The following is a 22,614-nucleotide window of genomic DNA, read 5'->3' on the forward strand; positions in this document are numbered from 1 at the left end:
TTTCAGGCCCCTTTGCCGATTTGCGCCTGCAATCTGCCGCCATCCGGCAAGACTTTGCCGCCGGTGCCATCAGGCAGCGTCGGAAGTCCCGCTTTTGCGCAGTTGGCACGCTGCTTGCTGAAACACCGGCAGCAATTTCGTCAGCCAGTGAAGGCACACCCCATGAGCGAATCCCTCTTCGGCATCCACGGCGCGGCGCTGGAACTGCGGTCCCAGCGCTTGGGCCTGCTGACTTCGAACATCGCCAATGCCGCAACGCCGGGCTTCAAGGCCAAGGACATCGATTTCGCCACAGCGCTGAAGGCACGCACCGCCGGGATGAGCGAGGACAAGGCGATTGCCTCGGCCACGCGCTACCGCGTTCCGGTCATGCCGAGCCTCGATGGCAACACCGTGGAGATGGCGACCGAGCAGACGGCCTTTGCCGAAAACGCGGTCGGCTATTCAGCCACGCTCAACTTCCTGAAAGGCCGGGTCGAGACGATCACCCGCGCGATCCGGGGAGAGTAAGCGATGGCTGGCAGCACTCCCCTCACCCTGTTCCAGGTCACCGGCCGAGCCATGTCGGCACAGCTCGTGCGGATGAACGCCGCCGCGTCGAACCTCGCCAACGCCGGGACCGTCACCACGACCGAGCAGGAGGCCTATCGCCCGTTGCGCCCGGTCTTTGCCGAACAGCTCGATCAGGCGAACGGCCTGTCCACGGTGCGCGTCGCCGCCGTGAAGCGCTCGGACGCCACGCCCATTCGCCAGCACGATCCGGGCCACCCGCTCGCCGATGCCAATGGCGATGTCTGGACTGCCCCGGTCGATGAGAACGCCGAGATGGTCGAGATGCTCGAAAGCTCCCGCCAGTACCAGAATGTGGTCGAGGCGATGCAGACCGCAAAACAGCTCATGCTTGAAACGATGAGGATGAAGTAATGTCGATCGCTTCCGTCACTTCCACCAACGGTGTCAACGGCGCCAAGACCTCGTCCAAGGCAGGACAGGGATGGGGCGCAATGGGCGCCGAGGACTTCGTCAAGCTGCTGACCACGCAGCTGCAGAACCAGGACCCGACCGAGCCCGTCGACAACACCCAGATGCTCGCCCAGCTGGCGCAGTTCTCCTCGTTGTCGAACCTCAACGACATGAAGGACTCGCTGGGCACCATGACCAAGCAATCGGACACCCTGTCCGCCATCTCGACCAAGCTCGACACGCTGAACAGCACCGTTGCCAAGCTGCTCGCCAGCCAGCCCACGCCCCCAAAAGCCTAAGCCCCGCAGGAGACGCGCATGTCCTTCTACACATCGCTCAACGGGTTGAAGAACGCCCAGACCGACCTTGGCGTGATCAGCCACAATATCGCCAACGCCGAAACCACCGGCTTCAAGAAGAGCCGCACCGAGTTTGCCGACATCGTCGTGGGCAGCGCCTTCACCAATCCCAAGCTGGTCGTCGGGATCGGCGCGGCAGTGGAATCGATCAGCCAGAACTTCGCGTTGGGACCGATCGAGCAGACCGGCTCCGCGCTTGATCTTGCCATCAACGGCGATGGCTTCTTTACCACAAAGAACGTCGTGACCGGCCAGACGCTGTTCACCCGCAATGGCAGCCTGACGGTGGACGGCGCGGGCTTTGTCTCTGACGGATCGGGCAACCGCCTGCAGGTCTTCCCGACCGATGCCGCGGGCACGATCACGTCGACCACGCCTGCCGATGCGCTGATCCCGGCTACGAACGGTACCGACGCCAGCGGCAATCCGATCGAGTTCGCAGGCATCACCGTCGGCAGCGATGGCGCAGTGACGGCATCCTATGCGGACGGGTCGAACGTGATCATCGGCAAGGTCGCGCTGGCCAGCTTCATCGCGCCGCAGGGCCTCAAGCAGATCGGCTCATCGAACTGGGTGACGACCGGCATTTCGGGCGCACCGAACTATGGCCAGCCGAGCACCGGCCAGTACGGGTCGTTGCTATCGGGCGCACTGGAACGCTCGAACGTCGACATCGCCGAGGAACTGGTCAGCCTGATCACCGCACAGCGCAACTTCCAGGCCAACGCCAAGGCCATCGATACCGCCACGCAGATCTCGCAGACCGTGATCCAGCTGCAGACCTGATCTGTCTGAGTTCACCGGAGACTGAATTATGGATCGCCTGATCTACACCGCCTATTCCGGCATGACCGGGTCGACCGTGCGCCAGCGCGTGATCGCCAGCAACATGGCGAACGCGCAGACCATCGGTTTCCGCGCCGAGATGCTGACGACCACGCCGATGACGCTGAAGGGTCCCAGCCTCGAGGCGCGCGCCATGACCGATGGCGAAGTGCGCGGATCGTCGATGGCGCAAGGTACGCTGATCTCGACCGGCAAGCCACTGGACGTTGCGCTGACCGGCGACACCATGCTTGCGCTGCAGGCCGAGGACGGCAGCGAGGTCTATTCGCGGCGCGGCGATCTGACCGTGAGCGCGGGTGGCGTGCTGGAGAACGGCGATGGCCGCCCGGTCATCGGCGAGAACGGTCCGATCACGGTTCCGTTGAGTTCGAAGGTCACGATTTCGCCCGACGGTGGCGTCTCCGTTGCCAATCCCGAGACACCAGACCAGCCGCCCCAGCTCGTCGGGCGCATCAAGATCGCATCGACCACCGGCAGCCGACTCGAGAAAGGCCTCGACGGCCTGTTCCGCGTGGCTGGGCAGAACGGCGAACCCGGCGTCTTGCCGCAGGACGAAGAGGCCAGGCTGATGGTCGGCAGTCTGGAACAATCGAACGTCGATCCCACCCGCATCCTCGTCGAGATGGTCGAGGCCCAGCGCCTTTTCGACATGCGCACCAAGGTCGTCTCCCAGGCCAAGGAAGTCGACGAATCCAGCGCCTCCCTGATGCGCATTTCCTGATTTCGAGAGGTAAACCCAGATGCCAAGCTCAGCCCTTCACGTCGCCCGGACCGGTCTGGAAGCGCAGGACACGCGGATGCGCGTGATCGCCAACAACCTCGCCAACGTCGGCACCACCGGCTTCAAGCGCGACCGCGCCAACTTCGCCACGCTCGCCTATCAAGACGCACGCGTGGCCGGGCAGCAGTCATCGAACGAGACGGCCTATGCTACCGGCCTCAACCTCGGCACCGGCGTTGCGGTGCAGGCGACCACCCGCATCGACAGCCAGGGCACGCTGCAAAGCACGAGCAACGCGCTGGACCTTGCGCTGGATGGCGAGGGCTACTTTCAGGTGACCATGCCGGGAGGGCAGCTTGCCTATACCCGCGCGGGCAACTTTTCGCGCTCGGCAGAAGGTGTGCTGGTGACGGCGCAGGGCTATCCGCTAAATCCGGCAATCACCATTCCAGAGGGCGCAAGCGCGATTACCATCGCCAACGACGGCACCGTCTCGGCGACCGTCGCCGGGCAGAACGAGCCAGCGCAGCTTGGCCAGATCACCATCGCCAGCTTCGCCAACCCCGGCGGCCTGCGCTCGATGGGCGACAACTTCCTGCAGGAAACCGCCGCCTCCGGCGCGGCGCAGGTCGGCGTTCCCGGAGAGCTGGGGCGCGGCAAGATCCAGCAGGGCTACCTCGAAGGTTCGAACGTCAACGTCGTCGAGGAACTGGTCGACATGATCGAGTGCCAGCGCGCCTACGAGATCAATTCCAAGATGATCTCTGCGGTCGACGAAATGCTCCAGAACGCCAACCAGACGCTGTGATTGCCATGGAAACCCCCTTCGATCGCCACTTTGCCCCGGAACACAACGAGAGCCCGCGCCGTCGCAAGACCGCTATGCGTGCCTTGCTGGTCGGATCGCTGGTCGCCGCCGCTGTCGTTTTCGGCATGGACCCGGCCTCTGCCGCCAAGCCCAAGAAGGGCTTCGAGCCGGTCGTCGCGCCGCCCCTGCCGGTTCAGACCGCGGCCCCGACCGCCGGTTCCATTTTCAACGTCAGCGCCGGATACACCGGCATGGTCGAAGGTCGCCGTGCCCATTCTGTGGGCGATCTGATCACGGTCACGTTGGTCGAGAACATGACGTCGGCAAAGACCGCAGTCGCCAGAACCCAGAAGACCGGGCAGTTCTCGGTCACCCCGCCCACCACCGGCCCGCTGTCCTTCATCAAGCCAACGGCCCTTAATGCTTCGGGCGGATCGTCGTTCAATGGTCAGGGCAACGCCTCGCAGACGAGCGTGCTCGCAGGGGAAGTTGCGGTGACGATCGCGGAAGTGCGGTCCAACGGCACGGCACTGGTGCGCGGAGAGAAGCGCATGATGTTGAGCCAGGGGCAGGAATGGGTGCAGTTTTCAGGGATCGTCCGCCTTGGCGATATCGATCAGGAGAACCGCATCCTGTCCAGCCAGGTCGCGGATGCGCGGGTCGAATACACCGGCAACGGTTCGGTCGGCCGGGCAAGCCGCGAGGGCTGGCTCTCGAAGTTCTTCAACGCGATCTCGCCCTTCTGAAGGTTGATGCAATGCTGGTCCGGTTCATCCTCCCTGTCCTTGCAGCCTTCGCAGCGGCTATGCCTGCGCCCGCCATGGCCGAGCGCGTGCGCGATCTTGGCGAGTTCCAGGGCGTGCGCGCCAACCAGCTCACCGGGTATGGCGTGGTCGTCGGCCTCGCCGGAACGGGCGACGACAATCTCGAATACCTGACGCAGGCAATGAAAGGCACGGCAGGACGCCTCGGCGTGCAACTGCCGGTGGGCATCTCGCCGGGCCTCAAGAACGCGGCCGCCGTGCTGGTGACCGCAGAGCTTCCCGCTTTCGCCAAGCCGGGCCAGCGCATCGACGTGACCGTCTCGACCATCGGCAAGGCCAAGTCCCTGCGCGGCGGGGCGCTGATCCTTGCGCCGCTCTATGGCGCGGACGGACAGATTTACGCGATGGCGCAGGGCAACCTTGCGGTCGGCGGCCTCGGCATCGCCGCGCGCGATGGCTCGCAGCTGACCGTCAACGTGCCGACCGTGGGACGTATCGCCGAAGGGGCGAGCGTGGAGCGCGCTGTTGCCACAGGGTTCGACAGCGGCGAAGTGCTGCGCTGGAACCTGTTCGACGCCGATTTCATGACCGCCCAGCGCGTGCGCGATGCGATCAATGCGCGCTTTCCGCAATCCGCGACGATCGAGGATGGCGTGACGCTAGCGTTGCGCCTGCCTGCCGGGGCAGATGCCCGCGCCACAACGATGGCCACGATCGAGATGATCGACGTGACGCCAGCCGAAACCGCCGCCAAGGTCATCGTCAACAGCCGCACCGGCACCGTGGTGATCAACAGTGCGGTCCGCCTGTCACCCGCTGCCATCAGCCACGGCAAGCTGGTGGTGAAGATCGACGAGAAGCCGCAAGTCTCGCAGCCCGCGCCGTTCAGCCGGGGCCAGACGGCCGTCGTGCCCAACAGCCAGATCGCAGCGGAAGAAAAGGAAGCAAAGGTCGCGCTGTTCAAGCCCGGCGCTTCGCTCTCCTCGCTGGTCGATGCGCTGAACAAGCTCGGCACCAGCCCTTCGGACCTTGTCGCAATCCTCGAAGCGCTCAAGCAGGCGGGCGCGCTGAAGGCGGAGATGGTGGTGATATGACCGCGATCTCCACCCCCTCGCCCACCCTCTCGCTCACGCCCAAGGCGCCGAACGAGCGCGAGAAGCTCTCGGGCGCGGCCAAGCAATTCGAGGCGATCTTCCTGCGGCAGATGCTGGCCAGCGCCCGCGCCGTCGACTTCGGCGGTGACGATGTGTTCGGCAAGATGGACCAGACCTTCGTCCAGATGCGCGATGAACGCTTTGCCGAAATCGCCTCGCAGACCGGCGCGCTGGGCTTTGCGAAGCAGATCGAGAACCACCTTGCCGCGCTACTGCCCGGCCAGAGTACTGAAGGAGGCGCATAAGCCATGGCGTCCGACCTCCTCTCCATTGCCCGCAGCGGCGTACAGGCCGCCCGCATCGGGCTTGACGTTACTGCCCAGAACATCGCCAACGCCTCGTCCACCGGCTACGTCCGTCGCTCCGCGGCATTCCGCGAGGTAGCATCGAGCGGCGGCGCCTATCGCATCGGCGACCTCTCGCTTTCGGGCGTTCGGCTCGATGGCATCGTGCGCAACGCCGATGCCTTCCGCCAGGCCGAAGTGCGCCGCACCGGATCTGACGTGGCGCGGGCGAGCGCCGAGGTTTCAGGCCTGCAGAATATCGAATCCGCTATCGAGCAATCGGGGGTGTTCGATGCCATCGTCGGCTTCGAATCCTCGCTGCAGCAGTTGACCCAGAACCCGACCGACACTTCGCTACGCGCTTCGGTGATCGAGAAGGCGCGGACGATGGTCGGCACCTTTCAGATCGCCTCGCAGGAAATGGACGCCGCCGCCGATGGCCTGCGCTTTCTTGCCACAGATGGCGTGACGCAGGTCAACCGCATCGCACAGGAACTGGCGCGTACTAACACCCGCCTCGCCCGCGCCTCCGACGCCAGCAGCGACAAGACGGCCCTGCTCGACCAGCGCGACAAGCTGCTCGAGGAATTGAGCGGCTATGCCAACATCGCGACCGAGTTTTCCGCCGATGGACAAGTCGCGGTGAAGATCGGCGGCAGCGGTGGCGAGGACCTCGTAACCGGCAACACCGCCGCGACCATGGCGATCACCACATCTCCAACTGATGGCACCGTAAGCTACACTCTCGGAGGCACAGCCCTAACTCTCGCAGGCGGAAGCCTGGCGGGACAGCAACTCGCGCTTGCCAAGGGCGCGCAGCTCAAGACCGACATCGACACGCTCGCCCGCGACATCGTCGACGCCTTCAACAACGCGCAGACCGGCGGCCGCGATCTCGACAATGCCATCGGCGTGCCGATCTTCGCAGGCACCACTGCGGCCTTCATGGCACTCGCCGTAGAGGATGGCCGCAAGATCGCCACGGCCCCTGCCAGCAGCACAACCGCAGGCAACCGCGACGCCACGAACCTCACCGCGATCCGCAATGCGCTGGCTGGCGTCAACCCTTCGGGCACGATGGACGCGATCCTGTTCGACGTTTCGGGCACGCTCGCCGGACGCAACGTGACGCTCGGCGCGCTCCAGACGATTGCCGATACCGCCAAGGTCGCGCTTTCGGCGCAATCGGGCGTCGATCTCGATCAGGAAGCGGTGAACCTAGTAAGATTCCAGCAGGCCTTTCAGGCGTCCGGAAAGGTCATGCAGGTATCATCCGACATCTTCGACACCCTTCTGGGAATCAGGTAACCGGCCATGAGCACGATCTTCGGCACATCTACAGCCGCATTCTTCGAAAGGTCCCTGATGGACCTTACCGCCCTGCGCAAGCAGGCCGAGGAGACGCAGGCCGAGATGTCGAGCGGCGAGCGCCTGCAGCGTTCCTCCGACGATCCGGTCGCCGCTTCGCGCCTGCGCCAGCTCGCGCGCGCGGACGTGTTCGACGACATCGATACCGCCGCGACCAACCGCGCCACGACGGACCTCAACCTGACAGACAACGCCCTGTCGCAGTTCGCCAACTTCGTCACGCGCCTGCAGGAACTGGCCACCCAGGCCGCATCATCGACGCTGAGCACCAGCCAACGCGCAGGCATCGGCGAGGAAGTGGCGCAGATCCGCGATAACCTCGTTGCGCTGGCCAACACGCGCGACGGGAACGGCAACGCCCTGTTCGGCGGTGAGAGCGCATCGGACGCCTACACGCTCGATGCGGCGGGCAATGCGACTTATGCCGGGACCGGCGCAGCGGGCGTGATCTCGCTCGGCGGAGGCCAGTCGGTCTCGCGCGGGGTGACGGGGCCGGATTTTCTCCAGTTCCAGTCTGGCGGCGCGACTGTCGACCTGCTGGCCATGACCAAGGCTCTGGCCGATGACCTGAAGTCCGGCACGGGCGGAGCCGCCACGGCCAACGCCGCGCTCACTGCCTTGGGCGATGGCCTGAACGCGATCACCACGGCGCAGACGGTCGTAGGCTCGCGCCTCAACTGGATCGATCTCAATACCGAGCGCCGAACCTCGCTTGCGGAAATGCGCACCGACGAGAAGACCGAAGTTGGCGGCGCGGACCTGACGGAATCCATCGCCCGCCTGCAGAACACCATGCTGGTGCTGCAGGCCAGCCAGGCCAGCTTTTCCAAGCTCGCCAACCTTTCGCTGTTCAGCGTGCTGAACTGAGCGCGACCCAACGTACCGGGAATAGCTGCAAATGTTCGTGATCGTCGGCATCGTCATCCTGCTCGCCATGGTCTTCGGCGGCTTTGCCATTACCGGCGGCGCGCTCGGCCCGGTGATGCATGCGATCCCTCACGAAATGCTGATCATCGGTGGCGCAGCGCTCGGCGCGGTGGTCACCGGCAACTCGATGCACGAGCTGAAGGGCATCGGCGGCGGTTTCAAGAAAGTTTTCAAGGGGCCGCAGCACAACAAGCAGGATCATGTCGACGCGATCGTGCTGTGCACCAAGCTGATGAAGATCCTGCGCAGCGACGGCCCGGTGGCGCTCGAAAGCCACGTGACCGACCCGAAGAACTCCCCGATCTTCGCCGAATATCCCCGCCTCCTCGGCAATGCCGCGCTGGTCTCGCTGATTTGCGACACGCTGACCCTGATCGTGGTCTCCTCGGGAACGCTTGAAGTCCACGCGGTCGAGGACGTGATGGATCACGCGATGAAGACCCACTTCCACGAAGAGGCCGAGGCACAGCATGCGCTGCAGGGCCTAGCCGACGCTCTGCCCGCGCTCGGCATCGTCGCGGCCGTGCTTGGCGTGGTCAAGACCATGGGCTCGATCGACAAGCCGCCCTCGATCCTGGGTGCGATGATCGGCTCGGCGCTGGTCGGGACCTTCATGGGCGTGCTGCTGGCCTATGGCATCGTCGCGCCGATTGCGGGCCGCCTCAAACAGGTGCTCGATCAGGACGAGATGATCTTCCAGGCGGTCAAGCAGGTGATCATCGCCAGCCTGCATGGCTGGCCACAGCCGCTGGTCGTCGAAAGCGCGCGCTCGGGGTTGGGCCATGCCTTCCGTCCCGGCCTGTCGGAACTGCTCGACGCCCTGCGCGGAAGATAAAAGATGGCCAAGGCACCCGCCAAGGGCAAGAACGAGCCCCCCAAGCCGATCATCGTCAAGAAGATCACGGTGATTGCAGGCGGCCACCATGGCGGGGCGTGGAAGGTTGCCTATGCCGACTTCGTGACCGCGATGATGGCGTTCTTCCTGCTGATGTGGCTGCTGGGTGCGACCACGGAGAAACAGCGCAAGGGCATCGCCGACTACTTCACCCCCACGCTGGTCAAGGTGCGGCAGGGCAGCGCGGGCGGCTATGGCGTGCTCGGCGGCTCATCGCTGACCGATGCCGACGATTACCCCCACCGCGCCGGGCAGACCGGCAACAAGACCATCTCGATCCCGCGCGATGCGACCGGCGGTCCCAAGGAAGGCGGCAGCAAGATCAAGCGCAGCCAAGTGATGAAGGAGCGCATCGCGCAGAAGCTCGCCCAGTCCGAAAAGCTCAAGAAGCTGGCGCGACAGGTGCGCATGACCGAAACGCCCGAAGGCATCCGCCTCGATCTGGTGGACGATGCCGATTTCTCGATGTTCCTGCTCGGCACCACGGTGCTGACGCCCGACGCAGCAGAACTTCTGCGCGCGATCGGCCAGGCCATCGCACCCGAGCCGAGCCAGTTGACCATTCGTGGCCACACGGATTCGCTGCCGTGGAAGAACGGCGTGGCCAACAACTGGTCACTTTCGGCCGGCCGCGCCGAGACGACGCGACAGGCACTGATGCGCCAAGGCATCGGCGAGGCGCGCTTCCGCCGCATTGAGGGCGTGGCTGACCGTGAGCCGCTGGTACAGAACGATCCGGCTGACCCGCGCAACCGGCGCATGTCAATTCTGCTTAGTTACTGATTAACGAAAGACCGGTCAGGTTCTTAAACTTTGGATGAATCTTCCGGTTGCATCAGCAACCGGATGAAGGCAGCCTGTCGCGAGCGTGGCGGTGCGCCGGGCCACAAGCCCGAGCCACGCAGCACGACAGGGAGCAAGAATTCAATGAAGAAGATTGCAGCGTTGGCCACGGTATCCGCCTTGGCGCTGGCCGGAATGGTGTTTGCCGCCGCAGGTGGCAACAAGACTGCAGGGTCCGGAGCGATCCTGTTGCCGGCAGCAACCGGCGCCTCAGCCCCGGCTTCCGCGCAGGCCACGACAAGTGCCATGGCGGCAAGCGCCGTAATTCCTGACAGCTGGATCTGCGTGTTCCGCAAGGGCGCGGTCACCCGGGGTTCCGAACAGGCTGAAGCCAACAGCGTTGCCGGCAAGGCCGGTGGCCGCGTCGGCCATGTCTATTCCGTCGCCCTGCAGGGCTTCTCGATCAACGCCAAGGCGCAGAACGCAGCAGCGATCGCAGCCCACAATCCGAAGATCGAAAAGTGCGAGGCCGATCAGGTCGCGACGGTGATCGACCCGGTCAATGCGCTTGCCAATGCAGGTGGCGGCGTGAATGCTTCGGCAACCGAAACGATCCCGGCGGGTATTACCCGTGTCGGCGGTGGCAACGCGGCAAACCCGATTTCGGGTCGCGCGTTCGTCATCGATACCGGCATCGACCTTACCCACCCCGATCTCAACGTCGACAAGGTCAACAGCAAGAACTTCGTCGCGCGTGAAAAGTCGCCTAATGACCTGAACGGACACGGCAGCCACGTTGCCGGCACGATCGCCGCCAAGATCAACGGCGCAGGCGTCGTAGGCGTTGCCCCCGGGGCCTTGCTCGTTGCTGTGCGCGTGCTCGATCGCCGTGGAAGTGGTGCATACTCTGCGGTTATCGCAGGCGTCGACTACGTCGCGAAGATCGGCAAGCCGGGCGACGTTGCCAACATGAGCCTTGGCGGACCGGTCTCGGATGCTCTGGATCAGGCGGTGATCAACGCCTCGAACAGCAGCGGCGTCATCTTCGCACTTGCAGCCGGCAACGAAAGCGAGGACGCGAACCTGCATTCGCCCGCTCGCGCGCAGGGACCGAACATCTACACCGTGGCCGCCGTCAACAGCAGCGATGCTTTCGCCAGCTTCTCGAACTACTCCGCACTCGGCTCGCCAGTCGACTTTGCCGAGCCCGGCGTTTCGATCCTGTCGACCTGGCTGAGCGGTGGCTACAACACGATATCGGGCACTTCGATGGCCACCCCGCACCTTGCGGGACTCGTGCTCATCGGTGGGCCGCGCAACGACGGACGCACTTCCACGGCAGCTGCGAATGGCGTGAGCTTCCCGATCGGGGTGAAGTAGAAATCCCAGTATCGTTAACGAATCGAAGGGCGGCCCCGCAAGGAGCCGCCCTTCTTCGTTACCGGAGAACGCACGAAGGCCCGGCGGTCCGCGCAAGAACCGCCGGGCTCGTGATCACGCCTGGTGGAGACAGGCGTATGTCATGGCTTAGCGCAGCAGCGAGAGGACGTTCTGCTGGCTCTGGTTGGCCTGTGCGATCATCGCGGTCGAAGCCTGCGAGAGGATCTGGGCCTTGGCCATCTGCGTCGTTTCCGCCGAATAGTCGGTGTCCTGGATGCGCGAACGGGCGTCGGACAGGTTGGTGATGTTGTCGTTGAGGTTGTTCACCACCGATTCCAGACGGTTCTGGCCGGCACCGAAGGTCGCACGGGCGGCGTTCACTTCGCCGAGCGCAGTATCGACATCGTCGATGGTCGTGCCGGCGTTGGTGCCGTCGGTGCCGCTGACGTCGAAGGCGACCGTGTTGATCTGCTTCGAGGTGATCGTCACCGTGGTCGCGGTTTCCGAACCGACCTGGATGTCAAAGGTCTTGTCGGCGGCGCTGTCGAACACGGTGTTGCCGTTGAACTTGGTGTCGGAGAGGACCGCGTTGATCTGGTCCTGCAGTTCCTGGACTTCCGTGTTCATGTAGTCACGGTCGGATTCCTGATAGGTCGCCGACTTGGCCTGAACCGCCAGCTCGCGCACGCGCTGCAGCATGTTGGTCACTTCGCTCAGCGCACCTTCGGCCGTCTGGGCCAGCGAGATGCCGTCGTTGGCATTGCGCACGCCCTGGGCCATGCCCTTGATCTGCGAGGTCATCGTGGTGCTGATGGCGAGGCCTGCGGCGTCGTCCTTGGCACCGTTGATGCGCTTGCCGGTCGACAGGCGTTCCATCGCCGTGCCGAGCATCTTGCTCGCCGAAGTCGACGAGTTTGCAGCCTTGATGGCGCTGATGTTGGTATTGATAACCGCCATTTTCCATTCTCCGGTAGGTGGTGTGTCGTTCCCGATAGGACCGCCGGTCAGAGGATCGACACGGCTGTCGGAACAAAGACCGGCAAAGCGCCGCCGGAATTAAGCCACCCCCCGGCAAAAGCCTGCCACCCCTAGGTACTGGCCCTTAGCAATTCCCGATCCCTTAAAGTTTCAACCTGTTTGTCGGTCTCGCGCGAAACAAGGGCCTCGGACGGAATGGTTAACAGGGGTCTTGAAATGATTCGCGATTGCGGAGCACTGCAGTTCACGGAAGCGGCGGCGAAAGCCCATCCGGCGCTGGTCCAGCGCGCGGCGGCAGTGCTGTCGAGCTATGGCGAGCCGGGCGATGCCATGCTGGCCGATGCCTTCGAGAACGCTACCCTCGCCCCGCGCAAGCCGGTCGTCCTGCTGGAACGCTCGCAAGTGCCGGCGATCGAGCGGCAGGCGGGGAGCCGCATTGCAACGCTGCGCTATGCCGATGGCGCAGGCGAGGCCGCCCTTGCCGCCCTGCTCGCCTGCGCCGCCCGTCCCGGCGCGCCGATTGCAGCAGACCCGGAGAGCCTGTCCGTCCTCGCCCTTGCCACGCGGATTGCCGCCTCAGACATTCCTGTCCTGATCAACGGCCCGACCGGCACCGGCAAGGAAGTATTGAGCCGCTTCATCCACGAGCGCTCGGCGCGCAAGGACAAGCCCTTCGTTGCGATCAACTGCGCCGCCATGCCCGAAGCGATGCTCGAAGCGCTGCTGTTCGGCCATCAGAAGGGGGCATTCACCGGGGCCAATACCGCCAGCGAAGGCTTCTTCCGCGCGGCTGACGGCGGCACCCTGCTGCTCGACGAAATCGCCGAAATGCCTCTCACTCTTCAGGCCAAGCTGCTGCGCGCGCTGCAGGAAGGCGAAGTCGTCCCGCTCGGCGCGACCAAGCCGATCAAGGTCGATGTCCGCGTGATCGCTTGCGCCAACCGCGATCTGCCGCTCGAAGTCGAGGAAGGCCGCTTCCGCGCCGACCTTTACTACCGCCTCAACGTCTTCCCCCTGACCCTGCGCGCGCTGTGCGAGCGGCCCGAGGACATTGCCCCGCTGGCCTTTGCCATGGCGCTGCGTCACTCGCCCGCCAGCCCGTGGATCTCGGACGAGGCGCTTGCCATGCTCGGCGCCCACTCCTGGCCCGGAAATGTGCGCGAACTGGAGAACGCCATGCGCCGCGCGCTTGTCCTTGCAGGCAACGCGGCGGTGATCGGCGCGGAGCACATCGTGTTCGACCGGCCCGCCCGCCTGATCAACGAACCGCTGGCGGTGGTGCCAACCAGCGATGCCAAGCTGTCCAACATCGTCCAGATGTCCGAGGCTAAGGCCATCCTTTCGACGCTGGAAGCCTGCAACGGCAGCCGCGTTGCCGCAGCACGCCAGCTTGGCATTTCAGAGCGGACCTTGCGCTATCGCCTCGCCAGCTTCCGTGATGCCGGGATCGAAGTGAACGGTCGTGCTATGGGTGGCAGGCGATGAGCGGCATCTCCGGCATCGGCGGCCGGGCTTCCGGCATCCAGGACATCATGGCCCTGCGCCAGCAGATCATGGAGCGCTCGCAGCTGCTCCAGCAGGTCAGATCGCCCGAGACCGCAACTTCGGCCAGCGCCACCAGCGGCCCCGCCGGGAGCTTCACCGAAAGCCTCAAGGGCGCGCTCGACAGCGTCAATGCCGCGCAGCAGAAGTCCAGCGCGATCACCGAGGCCTATGAGCGCGGCGAGACGGTCGACATCGCCAAGGTCATGCTGGCCCGGCAGGAATCGGGCGTTGCCTTCGAGGCGACGCTGCAGGTCCGCAACAAGCTGCTGACGGCCTACCAGGACATCATGCGGATGGGAGTGTGATTGAATGGCCGAGGCAAATCCTTCCGGCACGCCCGCAGTCTCACTGACCGATCCGCTTGGCACAGGCATCGGCGCGCGGGCCAAAGCCATGCTCGCCCAGCCATCGGTGCGGCGCATGATCCCGTGGTTCGCGGGTGCATCTGCCGCAGGGCTGACCGGCGTACTGTGGCTGACGATGGCCCCGGCGCCCCAGCGCATGCTCTACAGCCAGCTTTCCGACGGCGAGCGCGCCGAAGTGACCGCCAGCCTCGAAAAGGCGGGCATCCCCTACCAGATCGACAGCGCAACCGGCGCGATCACCGTGAGCGAGGACGATCTCTACAAGGCGCGCATGGCCGCAGCTTCCGATGGTGCCATCGCCACGCCCGAAACCGGCACGCAGATGCTCGACAAGCTGCCGATGGGCGCGAGCCGCGGCCTTGAAGGGCAGCGCCTGCAGGCCGCGCGCGAGCGTGAGCTGGAACTGACGGTGATGGAGATCGATGGCGTCGAAGCCGTACGGGTTCACCTCGCCGAAGCGGAAAAATCGGTGTTCGTGCGCGAGAACGTGCCGCCCTCGGCCTCGGTTATGGTCAAGCTGAAGCGCGGGCGGCAGCTTTCGGAAAGCCAGGTCCGCGCGATCGTCAATCTTGTGGCAGGGTCGGTTCCCGGTCTGTCGATAGATGCGGTGCGCGTGGTGGACCAGCACGGCGCACTGCTGTCTGACCCATCCGGACCCGATGGCGACCGGCTCGAACTGCAACAGCGCATGGAAGAGAAGCTGCGCCAGCAGGTTGCCCAGTTGCTTACCCCCATGCTCGGCGAGGGCAACTTCTCGTCCGAGATCCAGCTCGATCTGGACATGGATCAGGTGACATCGGCCCGGGAAAGCTATGACAAGCAGGGCGTCGTCCGCTCCGAAACGCAGAGCGCCTCGCAACAGGCAGGCGCAACCACGGCGCAAGGCGTACCCGGTGTCACTGCCAACACGCCGCCACCTGCCACGACCGCGCAGGCCGGAGCGCCGCAAGGCACGCCGACGACCGCCGCTGCTCCTGCAGGAGCCAATGGCGAATCCAGTTCGACCCGCACATATGAACTGGGTCGCGAAGTTGCGGTATCGAACCAGACGCCGGGCAAGATAAAGCGCCTCTCGGTCGCGGTCGCGCTCAGTGCAGAGATCATGGCCAAGGCCAAGCCGCAGGACATCGAGCAGATCAAGCAACTGGTCAGCGCTGCCGTCGGTGCCGATGCCACGCGCGGCGATCAGGTTGCCGTGGCCGTGCGCGCGTTCAAGCCCGCCGAGGTTACCCCGGCGCCGTTCTGGGAGACGCCGTGGTTCGCCACGATCCTGCGCAACGCGGTCGCCCTGATTGCGGTGCTGCTGGTCCTGCTGCTCGGCGTGAGGCCGCTCATCAAGGCGTTGAAACGAGAGCCCGCCAGCGCGGAGGGCAAGCCGCTCAAGAAGTGGAAAAAGGGCGAAGCCGCAGACGATGATGATGATGATGAAGGCGATGGCGACGCCGAAGAGAGCATCGAAAGCGTCACGCCCGAAGAAGTGGCCCAGGCCATCCAGCCCGCGCAGGACCCGCAGACCGGTGTCGTCGATGCCGAAGCGCTCGCACGGCAGGTCAGCCTTGCCCAGCGCCTTGTCGTCGAGAAGCCCGACAGCGCGGTGGTTGCGCTCAAGCAGATGCTCAAGACCCCTGAAGAGGAAGGTGCCAGCGCATGAGCGACCTGATGGAAGCCCCCGCCATTTCCGATCCCGAACGCGCGGCCGTGATGGTCATGCTGCTGGAAGACGATCAGGCCGCGCAGATCCTTGCGCAGCTGGAGCCTGCCGAACTGCGCCTGCTCGGCGAGAAGATGTGCGCGCTGGGCGAGATCGGCCCGGTTGCCATTGCCCAGGCGATTGCCGGGTTCGTCGAAAAGACCGAGCGGCTCGGCCTGATCGCACATGACCGGGTCGGGCAAGTGCGTTCGCTGATGACGCGGGCGGTGGGCGAGGTGAAGGCCGACAGCCTGATGCAGCGCATCATGCCCGACGATCCCTCGCGCACCCCCACCATCGAACTCGCCCGCTGGCTGACCCCGCAGGTGATCGTGCCGCTGATCCGCGACGAACATCCGCAGGCCATCGCCGTGCTGCTCGTGCAACTCGATCCCGAGGTTGCCGCCGCCGTGCTCCACGGCCTGCCCGACGAGATTCAGCCGCAGGTCGTTCATCGCATCGCCTCGCTCGGCCCGGTCGCGCCCGAGGCGATCGCCATGCTCGACGAACTGCTCAACCGGCGGATCGGCGAATGCCATGGTACGGGCGCGCTCACCATGGGTGGCCCGCGCGAGGCGGCAGACATCATCAACGCCTCGGTCCGCGCGGTCGAAAAGCGGGTCATGCCCGAGATCGCCAAGCAGGACCGCCAGCTTGCCAAGGCGATCGAAAACGAGATGTTCAAGTTCGAGCACCTCTTCGCGCTCGACGACAAGTCGATGGGCGCTCTCCTGCGCGAAGTCGACAGCGATGCGCTCATCGCCGCATTGAAGGGCATCCCCGAGGACCAGCGCGATGTGTTCTTCCGCTCGATGTCGAGCCGTGCCGCCGATGGCGTGCGCGACGAAATCGCCGCGCGGGGCCGCATGAAGATGGCCGAAGTGATAGAGGCGCAGAAGGCCATGGTCACCGCCGCCCGCCGCCTCTCGGCCGAAGGCGTGATCGTGTTCGGCGCGGGCGACGACGACTATGTCTGAAGCCCTGCGCGCAGTTTCGCTGGCGGATCTTGGACATGCCTCGCCGGGCTTTGCACGGGACCGCCGTTTCTTCCGCCAGCTTGTCGTTCCCGAGCCCGAACCCACGCCGGTCGAGCACGATCCGGCGGAGCCGCGCGATCCCGTGGCCGAAGCCTGGGCCGAAGGCTATGCCAAGGGGCTCGGCGATGCGCAGGAGGCCGCCGCGCAGTTGATCGCCGAACAGGACGCCGCGCGCAGTCGCATCGAGTTCGGCGTCGGCAAGCTCGACGCCGCCATGCAATCCGAACTCGAGGATCGCCTGCGCGAAACCGTGATCGCGTTGTGCGAGGCAGCCATCGCGCCTGCCGCGCTCGATCCCGATGCCCTGACCCGGCGCGTTCAGGTGGCAGCCGCCATGCTTGCCCGCGCAGAGGACCAGCGCGTAATCCGGCTGCATCCCGAAGACCTCGCGCTGATCGCCGCGCGCCTGCCCGAGGACTGGCACTTCGAGCCTGACGCCGGACTGGAGCGCGGGGCGCTGCGCGTGGAAGGCGCGGCAGGGGGCGTGGAGGATGGCCCCGAACAATGGCGCCGTGCCATCAACGAAGCGCTGCGCCAGTGCTGAAGGCCAGCACCCCCACCCTGTTCGAACGCGCGCTCGATTCCCTCGCGCTTTGCGAACCGGACTTCACCCCCTCGCGCTATGGCCTGCTCGCAGCCTGCGACGGCGGGATGCTCGAAGTTTCGGGGCTTTCCGTGCCCATCGGAACGCAATGCCGCATCGCCCATGGCACCGGCTCGCTGACCGCCGAGACCGTCGGCTTCCGCAATGGCCGCACGCTGATGATGCTGCTCGGCGATCCGGTCCTGCTCCGACCCGGCGCGCGGGTCCGCCCTGAAGGCCGCCCCGGCATGCTCCCGGTTGGCGAGGCCTTTCTAGGCCGTGCCATCGACGGCGAGGGCAAGCCGATCGACGGCATGGGCCCGATCCACAGCCGCCGCGAATGGCCGGCAGGCGGCGTGCGCGCCGCCGCGCTCGACCGCTCGCCGGTACGCGAAAGCTTCGATACCGGCGTGCGCGCCCTCAATGCCCTCACCACCTTCGGCGTCGGCCAGCGCATCGGCATCATGGCAGGCTCAGGCGTCGGCAAATCGGTGCTGCTCGACATGATCTCCCACGGGGCCGACGCCGAAATCGTCATCGTCGGCCTGATCGGCGAACGCGCGCGCGAAGTTTCCGATTTCGTCGAACGGCACATGCAGGGCTCGAAGCGCGAGCGCTCGGTCATCGTCGCTGTCCCTGCCGACCACGCGCCCAACTTGCGCATCCGGGGCGCGATGCTTGCCACCAGCCTTGCCGAATACTTCCGCGCGCAAGGAAAGCGCGTGCTGCTGATCATGGACAGCCTTACCCGCGTCGCCCACGCCGGTCGCGAGATCGCGCTGCTGCTGGGCGAACCCGGCGCCGCTCGCGGCTATCCGCCCTCCGCGCTCGCCACGATCACCAAGCTGGTCGAGCGCGCAGGCAATTCGGCGCAAAGCGGCGGCTCGGTCACCGGGCTCTACACAGTCCTCGCCGATGGCGACAATCAGGACGACCCGGTGGTCGATACCGCCCGCTCGATCCTTGATGGCCACATCGTGCTTTCACGCGATCTTGCCCAGCGCGGCCAGTACCCCGCCATTGATATCGCCGCCTCCATCAGCCGCGTGATGAACGACATCACCGGCCCCGACCACCAGCGCGCCGCCCGCACCTTCCGCGCGCTGGTTGCCGCATATGAAGCCAACCGCGATCTTGTGCTGATGGGGGCCTATCGCGCCGGTGCGGACCCGCAGCTCGACCGCGCCATCGCCATGCACGAGGCTCTGTCCGGCTTCATCGGCCAGCCCCAGCGCGAGGTCGTGCCGATGGCTGAGAGCATTGCCGCGCTGACCGGGCTGATCGGCCCGTGAAGGCCGAGCGCGCGCGCCTGGCCCGGCTCAAGCGCCTCGAACGCATCCGCGACATTGCCCGCCAGAACGCGCTGGCCGAAGCGGGCAAGGCCGAAGGCATGCTGGCGCAATTGCAGGGCCTCGTCGAACGCACCCAGCGCCTCTCTGCCGACTATGCTGCGCGAACCGATGCGCGTGATGCACACGGCCTCCAGCAGTTGCACCACTTCGTTGCCGGGCTTGATCGCATCGCCACAGGAACCCGCGCCGATGCCGAAGCCGCGCGGCGCATCGCCGATACCAAGGCGCAGGAAGCCGCCGCAGCCGAGCGCCACCGCGCTGCCGTCGAGGAGCGCGCCGAGGCCCAGGCCCGGCTGATCGCCCGCAAGGTCGAATCCGCAACAATACCTACAGCCGCCTCGGCCAAGCGGTCTGGCACAGGCCTTGAATAGGCAGGGCTGACGCCTTCGCTACGGAGCCTGCCCATGTTCGACATTTCCGCCTCGTCCTTGCCAACGGGGCTTCAGCCCGCCCCCGCAATGCAGGCGGTGATGCCGGAAATCACGGCGGACCTGGCCGATCCCGCGGCACCACCAACGCCAACGCCCGACTTCGGCGCAATGCTTGCTCTGCAATCCACGGTCCCTGCCCCGGCAATCGCCTTGCCGGAAAGCGGCAAGACTTTGCCGGACCCGGCAACCACTGCCGTCCGCCCGCTGGCTGCGGGAGAGATCAAGGGGGCACAGGTCTTGGGCGACGACGAGGCAGAGACCGAACTGCCCGCCGAAGCGCCTCAGCCCGAAATGCTCCTCCCCGATATGGCGTTCCTGTCGGCAATCTTCGCCGCGCCAGACCGCTTGCCGCCAGCGAACGCGACTGCGCAGGATCGCCCGGCCACTGCGGCACCCACGCAACGCGACCAAGAGCCAGTAACGCCTGCGAACACTATGCCCGCAAGCGTGCAGCAGGCCACAATCGCGCTGGCGAAGCAGGCCCAAATCGAACTGGCCCAGCCAGTCGATGCGACAGAACCTTCAACCAAGACCAGGTCGGTCGACCAGATCGATGACCTTACCACAGTGGAGTCCCCCTCGCCCGAAGCGCCTCGCCGGACGCCTATGCCCCGCAAGCCCACCGCGCCGGAAACCGCCGCGCCTGCGACCGTGGCAACGCTCGCTGCGCGAACGCAGCCAGCCGAACCGGCAAGGCTCAGCGAAAGGCTTACAACCGAAACCACCGAACCCGAGGTCACCGGACTGCTCACCCCGGACCAGCCAACACGGGCAGAACCACAGGCCGCTTCAAGCCCGCGCGCGCAGCCTGCGCCCGAAAAGGTCGACTTCGCCACGCTGGTCGACACTCTCGCCCGCGCCCGCGAAGAAGCATCGCCCCGCGCCATCCACGCCTCGGTCAGTCATGCCGAGTTCGGTCGCGTCTCGCTGCGCTTCGATCGTGATGAGTACAACGCGCTGTCGGTGGCCATGAGCAGCGCGGACCCCGGCTTTGCCCGCGCGGTCAGCGCCGCCGCCGATGCTTCACCGGCAAGCAACGAAACTGCAGGGCAAGCTCCGCGCCAGCAGACCTCAGCCGACGCCCGCTCCAGTCAGGGCGAAGGCCAGCGCCAGCAGTCGCAGGACGAGCAAGCCCGACAGCGTCCGGCCACCAACGCCGCGCCTCGCCACGCCTCGGCCGAACAGGCCTCCACCGGCCGCGATACGCGCGACATCTACGCCTGATCCTGACCCCCGAACTTCGAGAGAACCCGCATGAGTGACAAGAGCGACAAGGACGACAAGCCCAAGAAGAAGAAGGGCGGCGGCATGATGGTCAAGGTCATCGGCGCCGTGGCCCTGCTCGGCGTTGGCGGCGGGGGCGTGTTCGGCCTCGTCGCGGCCGGAGTCATCGGCGGCGGCCATGCCGAAGAGGAGAAGAAGGACAACAGCCCCAAGCTTATCCGCAAGGGCGAGGAAGACCCCTATGCCCCCAAGGCCAAGGAAGGCGAGGGCGAAGGCGAAATGGCCAACGTCGAGGGAGAAGGCGGCAGCGAGTTCCGCACCGTCTATTACAACTTCCCCGAGGACTTCACCTCCAACCTCAAGAACACCGACGCGCTGCTGCAGGTCAACGTCTCGGCCTCCACCCGCCGCGATTATCGCGTGGTGCTGTGGATGAAGAAGCACGAACTGGCGATCCGCTCGGCCCTGCTCATCGCCATCGCCGATACGCCAGAGGAAGACGTGATCAGCCCCGAAGGCAAGGGCCGCCTGCAAAAGCGCCTGACCGCAGCGATCAACAAGGTCCTCACCGAGAACGAGGGCTTTGGCGGCGTCGACAACGTCTACTTCAAGTCCTTCATCGTCCAGTGATGGCTCAGGCCACAAGACTCCCATGAAACCCGAACGCGCCTTCATCGCCGAACGTGCCATTGCCCGGCACGATCCGGTCCTGCTGCGTTCCGGCCCCAGCGCGGCGGACCTCGTCCCGGCACTCGCCCGGATGAGCGAGCGCTTGTCCAAGGCCGTGCGAGGCGCGCTGATCCCGCTGCTCGGCGGGGCGGAACCGCAGATCAATCCGATGAAGCCGATGCAGACCGACTTTGCCGACTTCTGCTCGGAAATCCCGCGGCTTGCCGCCAACAGCCTGATGCAGATCGGCAGCGCGCCGTTCATGGTCAGCATCGAGGGCGAGAACGTGCTGCGACTGGTCGACCGCGCTTTCGGCGGCCCCGGCGACACGCCTTCCTCTCTGCCCAAGGAATTCCCGCTCTCCGCCGACCTGATGATCGGCCGGATCGAGCAACTGCTCGCCACATGCCTTGCCTTGTCGCTTGGCGGAGCGGGCGGCCCGGTGCGCAGCATCCGGCGCGATGCCAGCTTGGCGCAGCTTCAGGCGATGCCCGATGCCACGCCGGTCGCCAGCCTCATGCTCAACGTTGTGGAACAGGGCCGCATGCCCTGGGCGATCAACTTCGCTTTCCCGCTCGACACGCTGGCAGCGATGTTCGCGCATGGCGAGGCCAAGCGTCCGGCAAAGCCCGCGCGCGGCCCCGCCCAGCCGACCGATGCACCCTTTGCCGACATGCCGATCGATCTCACCGCCGTGCTGGTCGACATGAGTTTGCCGCTCGCCACCGTCTCGGCCCTGAGCGTCGGGCAAGTCCTGCCAGTGCCCATCGCACGCAACGTGCCGGTCAAGGTCGGAGCCAGGACTTACGCACATGGCACCATCGGCGCGCTCGATGATCGCGTCGCCATCCAGATCACCCAGCTTTCCTGACTTCACGAAGAGGCCACCAGCACATGACCTTCCAGCCCCGCGGTTTCGATTTCCTCAAGGACGTCGATGTCCGCCTGACCGTAGAACTTGGCCGCACCGCGATGAAGCTCAGGGACGTACTGTCGTTGTCAGAGGAGTCGGTCGTCACGCTAGACCGGATGACCGACGAACTGCTCGACGTCATGGTCAACGGCAAGCTGATCGCGCGCGGCGAAGTGGTAGCGCAGGGTGATCGCTTCGGCCTCAGGATCGTCGAACTTGCGGGAAGCGAGCCGGAGGAAGTACCTGCAGCCACCCCCGCGAAGAAGCCCGCCAAGGGTGGGGACGGTGCCTGATGTTCTGGTACGTCCTCAAAATGCTCGTGCTGCTCCCGCTGATCGGTGGCCTGGTATGGGCCAGTCTAAAGTTCGCCAAGCGCATGGAAGGCCGATTCATGGCCGGGAGCGCGCCCAGGTCGGTCCGCATCATCGAAACCCAGATGCTGTCCCCGACGCTGCGCCTTGCCGTGCTGGAATTCCACGGCCGCGAAATCCTCGTATCCGCTGGCAAGAACGGCCTAGTCCGCCTCGCCGAAGCCCCCGCGCGGCCCAAGGCGGAAGCGAAGGACGCCCAGTGAG

27 protein-coding genes are annotated in these 22,614 nt (G+C 65.6%); 26 read left to right on the top strand and 1 reads right to left on the bottom strand.

The genetic code is table 11. From position 1 onward, the window contains the following. The first annotated feature begins 162 nt into the window (after positions 1–162). The 14 genes from flgB to ACZ1JW_RS03415 all read left to right on the top strand — a co-directional run bounded on the left by flgB (position 163) and on the right by ACZ1JW_RS03415 (position 11,252). A complete protein-coding gene (flgB, locus tag ACZ1JW_RS03350) occupies positions 163–510 on the top strand; it encodes a flagellar basal body rod protein FlgB (RefSeq protein WP_465141947.1) in 348 nt (115 codons plus the stop codon). 3 nt (positions 511–513) lie between these two features. Beyond that, positions 514–924 carry a flagellar basal body rod protein FlgC gene (gene flgC, locus ACZ1JW_RS03355; protein WP_465141948.1) on the top strand — a complete coding sequence of 137 codons (411 nt, stop codon included), beginning with the start codon at positions 514–516 and terminating at the stop codon, positions 922–924. Continuing rightward, positions 924–1,262 (top strand): flagellar hook assembly protein FlgD, encoded by a 339-nt coding sequence (locus tag ACZ1JW_RS03360; RefSeq protein WP_465141949.1) that lies wholly within the window; start codon positions 924–926, stop codon positions 1,260–1,262. The genes flgC and ACZ1JW_RS03360 overlap by 1 nt, the downstream gene beginning before the upstream one ends. An 18-nt stretch (positions 1,263–1,280) precedes the next feature. Beyond that, entirely contained in the window at positions 1,281–2,108 is an 828-nt protein-coding gene (locus ACZ1JW_RS03365) for a flagellar hook-basal body complex protein (RefSeq protein WP_465141950.1), read from the top strand. 28 nt (positions 2,109–2,136) lie between these two features. Next, positions 2,137–2,889, top strand: a complete 753-nt coding sequence (locus ACZ1JW_RS03370; protein WP_465141951.1) for a flagellar basal body rod protein FlgF — start codon at positions 2,137–2,139, stop codon at positions 2,887–2,889. A 19-nt stretch (positions 2,890–2,908) separates the two neighbouring features. Continuing rightward, positions 2,909–3,697: a flagellar basal-body rod protein FlgG gene (gene flgG, locus ACZ1JW_RS03375; RefSeq protein WP_465141952.1), complete on the top strand. Its 789-nt coding sequence runs from the start codon at positions 2,909–2,911 to the stop codon at positions 3,695–3,697. Positions 3,698–3,702: 5 nt separating this feature from the next. Next, positions 3,703–4,443, top strand: coding sequence for a flagellar basal body L-ring protein FlgH (locus ACZ1JW_RS03380; RefSeq protein ID WP_465141953.1), 741 nt, complete (start codon positions 3,703–3,705; stop codon positions 4,441–4,443). Between the two features lie 11 nt (positions 4,444–4,454). Further along, complete coding sequence (locus ACZ1JW_RS03385; RefSeq protein WP_465141954.1) at positions 4,455–5,555, top strand: flagellar basal body P-ring protein FlgI; 1,101 nt, start codon at positions 4,455–4,457, stop codon at positions 5,553–5,555. Further along, entirely contained in the window at positions 5,552–5,860 is a 309-nt protein-coding gene (locus ACZ1JW_RS03390; RefSeq protein ID WP_465141955.1) for a rod-binding protein, read from the top strand. The genes ACZ1JW_RS03385 and ACZ1JW_RS03390 overlap by 4 nt, the downstream gene beginning before the upstream one ends. A 3-nt stretch (positions 5,861–5,863) precedes the next feature. Next, positions 5,864–7,207, top strand: coding sequence for a flagellar hook-associated protein FlgK (gene flgK, locus ACZ1JW_RS03395; RefSeq protein ID WP_465124883.1), 1,344 nt, complete (start codon positions 5,864–5,866; stop codon positions 7,205–7,207). A 6-nt stretch (positions 7,208–7,213) separates the two neighbouring features. Then, complete coding sequence (locus tag ACZ1JW_RS03400; RefSeq protein ID WP_465124882.1) at positions 7,214–8,134, top strand: flagellin N-terminal helical domain-containing protein; 921 nt, start codon at positions 7,214–7,216, stop codon at positions 8,132–8,134. 31 nt (positions 8,135–8,165) lie between these two features. Then, complete coding sequence (motA, locus tag ACZ1JW_RS03405; RefSeq protein ID WP_465124881.1) at positions 8,166–9,029, top strand: flagellar motor stator protein MotA; 864 nt, start codon at positions 8,166–8,168, stop codon at positions 9,027–9,029. A gap of 3 nt (positions 9,030–9,032) precedes the next feature. Beyond that, positions 9,033–9,872: a flagellar motor protein MotB gene (locus ACZ1JW_RS03410; protein ID WP_465124880.1), complete on the top strand. Its 840-nt coding sequence runs from the start codon at positions 9,033–9,035 to the stop codon at positions 9,870–9,872. 144 nt (positions 9,873–10,016) lie between these two features. Beyond that, entirely contained in the window at positions 10,017–11,252 is a 1,236-nt protein-coding gene (locus ACZ1JW_RS03415; RefSeq protein WP_465141956.1) for a S8 family serine peptidase, read from the top strand. Between the two features lie 147 nt (positions 11,253–11,399). Here the strand turns inward: ACZ1JW_RS03415 and ACZ1JW_RS03420 are convergent, their stop codons facing one another. Continuing rightward, entirely contained in the window at positions 11,400–12,209 is an 810-nt protein-coding gene (locus ACZ1JW_RS03420; protein ID WP_465124878.1) for a flagellin N-terminal helical domain-containing protein, read from the bottom strand. A gap of 237 nt (positions 12,210–12,446) precedes the next feature. Between ACZ1JW_RS03420 and ACZ1JW_RS03425 the strand changes: the two genes are divergently transcribed. The 12 genes from ACZ1JW_RS03425 to ACZ1JW_RS03480 are packed head-to-tail and all read left to right on the top strand — an operon-like array spanning position 12,447 to position 22,613. Then, positions 12,447–13,715 carry a sigma-54 interaction domain-containing protein gene (locus tag ACZ1JW_RS03425; protein ID WP_465141957.1) on the top strand — a complete coding sequence of 423 codons (1,269 nt, stop codon included), beginning with the start codon at positions 12,447–12,449 and terminating at the stop codon, positions 13,713–13,715. Further along, positions 13,712–14,080 carry a flagellar hook-basal body complex protein FliE gene (gene fliE / locus ACZ1JW_RS03430; RefSeq protein WP_465141958.1) on the top strand — a complete coding sequence of 123 codons (369 nt, stop codon included), beginning with the start codon at positions 13,712–13,714 and terminating at the stop codon, positions 14,078–14,080. Before ACZ1JW_RS03425 ends, fliE begins: the two co-directional genes overlap by 4 nt. A gap of 4 nt (positions 14,081–14,084) precedes the next feature. After that, complete coding sequence (gene fliF / locus ACZ1JW_RS03435; RefSeq protein ID WP_465141959.1) at positions 14,085–15,791, top strand: flagellar basal-body MS-ring/collar protein FliF; 1,707 nt, start codon at positions 14,085–14,087, stop codon at positions 15,789–15,791. Continuing rightward, complete coding sequence (fliG, locus tag ACZ1JW_RS03440; protein ID WP_465141960.1) at positions 15,788–16,807, top strand: flagellar motor switch protein FliG; 1,020 nt, start codon at positions 15,788–15,790, stop codon at positions 16,805–16,807. The genes fliF and fliG overlap by 4 nt, the downstream gene beginning before the upstream one ends. Further along, entirely contained in the window at positions 16,800–17,411 is a 612-nt protein-coding gene (locus tag ACZ1JW_RS03445) for a FliH/SctL family protein (protein ID WP_465141961.1), read from the top strand. Before fliG ends, ACZ1JW_RS03445 begins: the two co-directional genes overlap by 8 nt. A 17-nt stretch (positions 17,412–17,428) precedes the next feature. After that, on the top strand, positions 17,429–18,742 hold the full coding sequence (locus tag ACZ1JW_RS03450; protein WP_465142720.1) for a FliI/YscN family ATPase: 1,314 nt from the start codon (positions 17,429–17,431) through the stop codon (positions 18,740–18,742). Then, a complete protein-coding gene (locus ACZ1JW_RS03455) occupies positions 18,739–19,173 on the top strand; it encodes a hypothetical protein (protein WP_465141962.1) in 435 nt (144 codons plus the stop codon). The genes ACZ1JW_RS03450 and ACZ1JW_RS03455 overlap by 4 nt, the downstream gene beginning before the upstream one ends. 33 nt (positions 19,174–19,206) lie before the next feature. Next, positions 19,207–20,457: a hypothetical protein gene (locus ACZ1JW_RS03460; RefSeq protein WP_465141963.1), complete on the top strand. Its 1,251-nt coding sequence runs from the start codon at positions 19,207–19,209 to the stop codon at positions 20,455–20,457. A 30-nt stretch (positions 20,458–20,487) separates the two neighbouring features. Then, on the top strand, positions 20,488–21,087 hold the full coding sequence (locus ACZ1JW_RS03465) for a flagellar basal body-associated FliL family protein (RefSeq protein ID WP_465124870.1): 600 nt from the start codon (positions 20,488–20,490) through the stop codon (positions 21,085–21,087). 22 nt (positions 21,088–21,109) lie between these two features. Next, the gene (locus ACZ1JW_RS03470; protein ID WP_465141964.1) at positions 21,110–21,997 is read left to right on the top strand and encodes a FliM/FliN family flagellar motor switch protein; all 888 of its coding nucleotides are present in this window, start codon (positions 21,110–21,112) and stop codon (positions 21,995–21,997) included. Between the two features lie 23 nt (positions 21,998–22,020). Further along, the gene (fliN, locus tag ACZ1JW_RS03475; protein WP_465141965.1) at positions 22,021–22,332 is read left to right on the top strand and encodes a flagellar motor switch protein FliN; all 312 of its coding nucleotides are present in this window, start codon (positions 22,021–22,023) and stop codon (positions 22,330–22,332) included. Further along, on the top strand, positions 22,332–22,613 hold the full coding sequence (locus ACZ1JW_RS03480; protein WP_465141966.1) for a flagellar biosynthetic protein FliO: 282 nt from the start codon (positions 22,332–22,334) through the stop codon (positions 22,611–22,613). The genes fliN and ACZ1JW_RS03480 overlap by 1 nt, the downstream gene beginning before the upstream one ends. Position 22,614: the final 1 nt, after the last annotated feature.

This window comes from Novosphingobium sp. BL-A-28-Hi1-0D (assembly GCF_055521755.1).

Coding starts and splice junctions, on each gene's coding strand:
- ACZ1JW_RS03415 (WP_465141956.1), top strand. CDS start 10,017: ATGAAGAAGATTGCAGCGTTGGCCACGGTATCCGCCTTGGCGCTGGCC.
- fliE (WP_465141958.1), top strand. CDS start 13,712: ATGAGCGGCATCTCCGGCATCGGCGGCCGGGCTTCCGGCATCCAGGAC.
- ACZ1JW_RS03425 (WP_465141957.1), top strand. CDS start 12,447: ATGATTCGCGATTGCGGAGCACTGCAGTTCACGGAAGCGGCGGCGAAA.
- flgK (WP_465124883.1), top strand. CDS start 5,864: ATGGCGTCCGACCTCCTCTCCATTGCCCGCAGCGGCGTACAGGCCGCC.
- ACZ1JW_RS03400 (WP_465124882.1), top strand. CDS start 7,214: ATGAGCACGATCTTCGGCACATCTACAGCCGCATTCTTCGAAAGGTCC.
- ACZ1JW_RS03460 (WP_465141963.1), top strand. CDS start 19,207: ATGTTCGACATTTCCGCCTCGTCCTTGCCAACGGGGCTTCAGCCCGCC.
- fliG (WP_465141960.1), top strand. CDS start 15,788: ATGAGCGACCTGATGGAAGCCCCCGCCATTTCCGATCCCGAACGCGCG.
- ACZ1JW_RS03465 (WP_465124870.1), top strand. CDS start 20,488: ATGAGTGACAAGAGCGACAAGGACGACAAGCCCAAGAAGAAGAAGGGC.
- ACZ1JW_RS03365 (WP_465141950.1), top strand. CDS start 1,281: ATGTCCTTCTACACATCGCTCAACGGGTTGAAGAACGCCCAGACCGAC.
- ACZ1JW_RS03480 (WP_465141966.1), top strand. CDS start 22,332: ATGTTCTGGTACGTCCTCAAAATGCTCGTGCTGCTCCCGCTGATCGGT.
- flgB (WP_465141947.1), top strand. CDS start 163: ATGAGCGAATCCCTCTTCGGCATCCACGGCGCGGCGCTGGAACTGCGG.
- ACZ1JW_RS03370 (WP_465141951.1), top strand. CDS start 2,137: ATGGATCGCCTGATCTACACCGCCTATTCCGGCATGACCGGGTCGACC.
- fliN (WP_465141965.1), top strand. CDS start 22,021: ATGACCTTCCAGCCCCGCGGTTTCGATTTCCTCAAGGACGTCGATGTC.
- ACZ1JW_RS03380 (WP_465141953.1), top strand. CDS start 3,703: ATGGAAACCCCCTTCGATCGCCACTTTGCCCCGGAACACAACGAGAGC.
- ACZ1JW_RS03445 (WP_465141961.1), top strand. CDS start 16,800: ATGTCTGAAGCCCTGCGCGCAGTTTCGCTGGCGGATCTTGGACATGCC.
- ACZ1JW_RS03385 (WP_465141954.1), top strand. CDS start 4,455: ATGCTGGTCCGGTTCATCCTCCCTGTCCTTGCAGCCTTCGCAGCGGCT.
- flgC (WP_465141948.1), top strand. CDS start 514: ATGGCTGGCAGCACTCCCCTCACCCTGTTCCAGGTCACCGGCCGAGCC.
- ACZ1JW_RS03410 (WP_465124880.1), top strand. CDS start 9,033: ATGGCCAAGGCACCCGCCAAGGGCAAGAACGAGCCCCCCAAGCCGATC.
- ACZ1JW_RS03470 (WP_465141964.1), top strand. CDS start 21,110: ATGAAACCCGAACGCGCCTTCATCGCCGAACGTGCCATTGCCCGGCAC.
- ACZ1JW_RS03420 (WP_465124878.1), bottom strand. CDS start 12,209: ATGGCGGTTATCAATACCAACATCAGCGCCATCAAGGCTGCAAACTCG.
- fliF (WP_465141959.1), top strand. CDS start 14,085: ATGGCCGAGGCAAATCCTTCCGGCACGCCCGCAGTCTCACTGACCGAT.
- flgG (WP_465141952.1), top strand. CDS start 2,909: ATGCCAAGCTCAGCCCTTCACGTCGCCCGGACCGGTCTGGAAGCGCAG.
- ACZ1JW_RS03390 (WP_465141955.1), top strand. CDS start 5,552: ATGACCGCGATCTCCACCCCCTCGCCCACCCTCTCGCTCACGCCCAAG.
- motA (WP_465124881.1), top strand. CDS start 8,166: ATGTTCGTGATCGTCGGCATCGTCATCCTGCTCGCCATGGTCTTCGGC.
- ACZ1JW_RS03360 (WP_465141949.1), top strand. CDS start 924: ATGTCGATCGCTTCCGTCACTTCCACCAACGGTGTCAACGGCGCCAAG.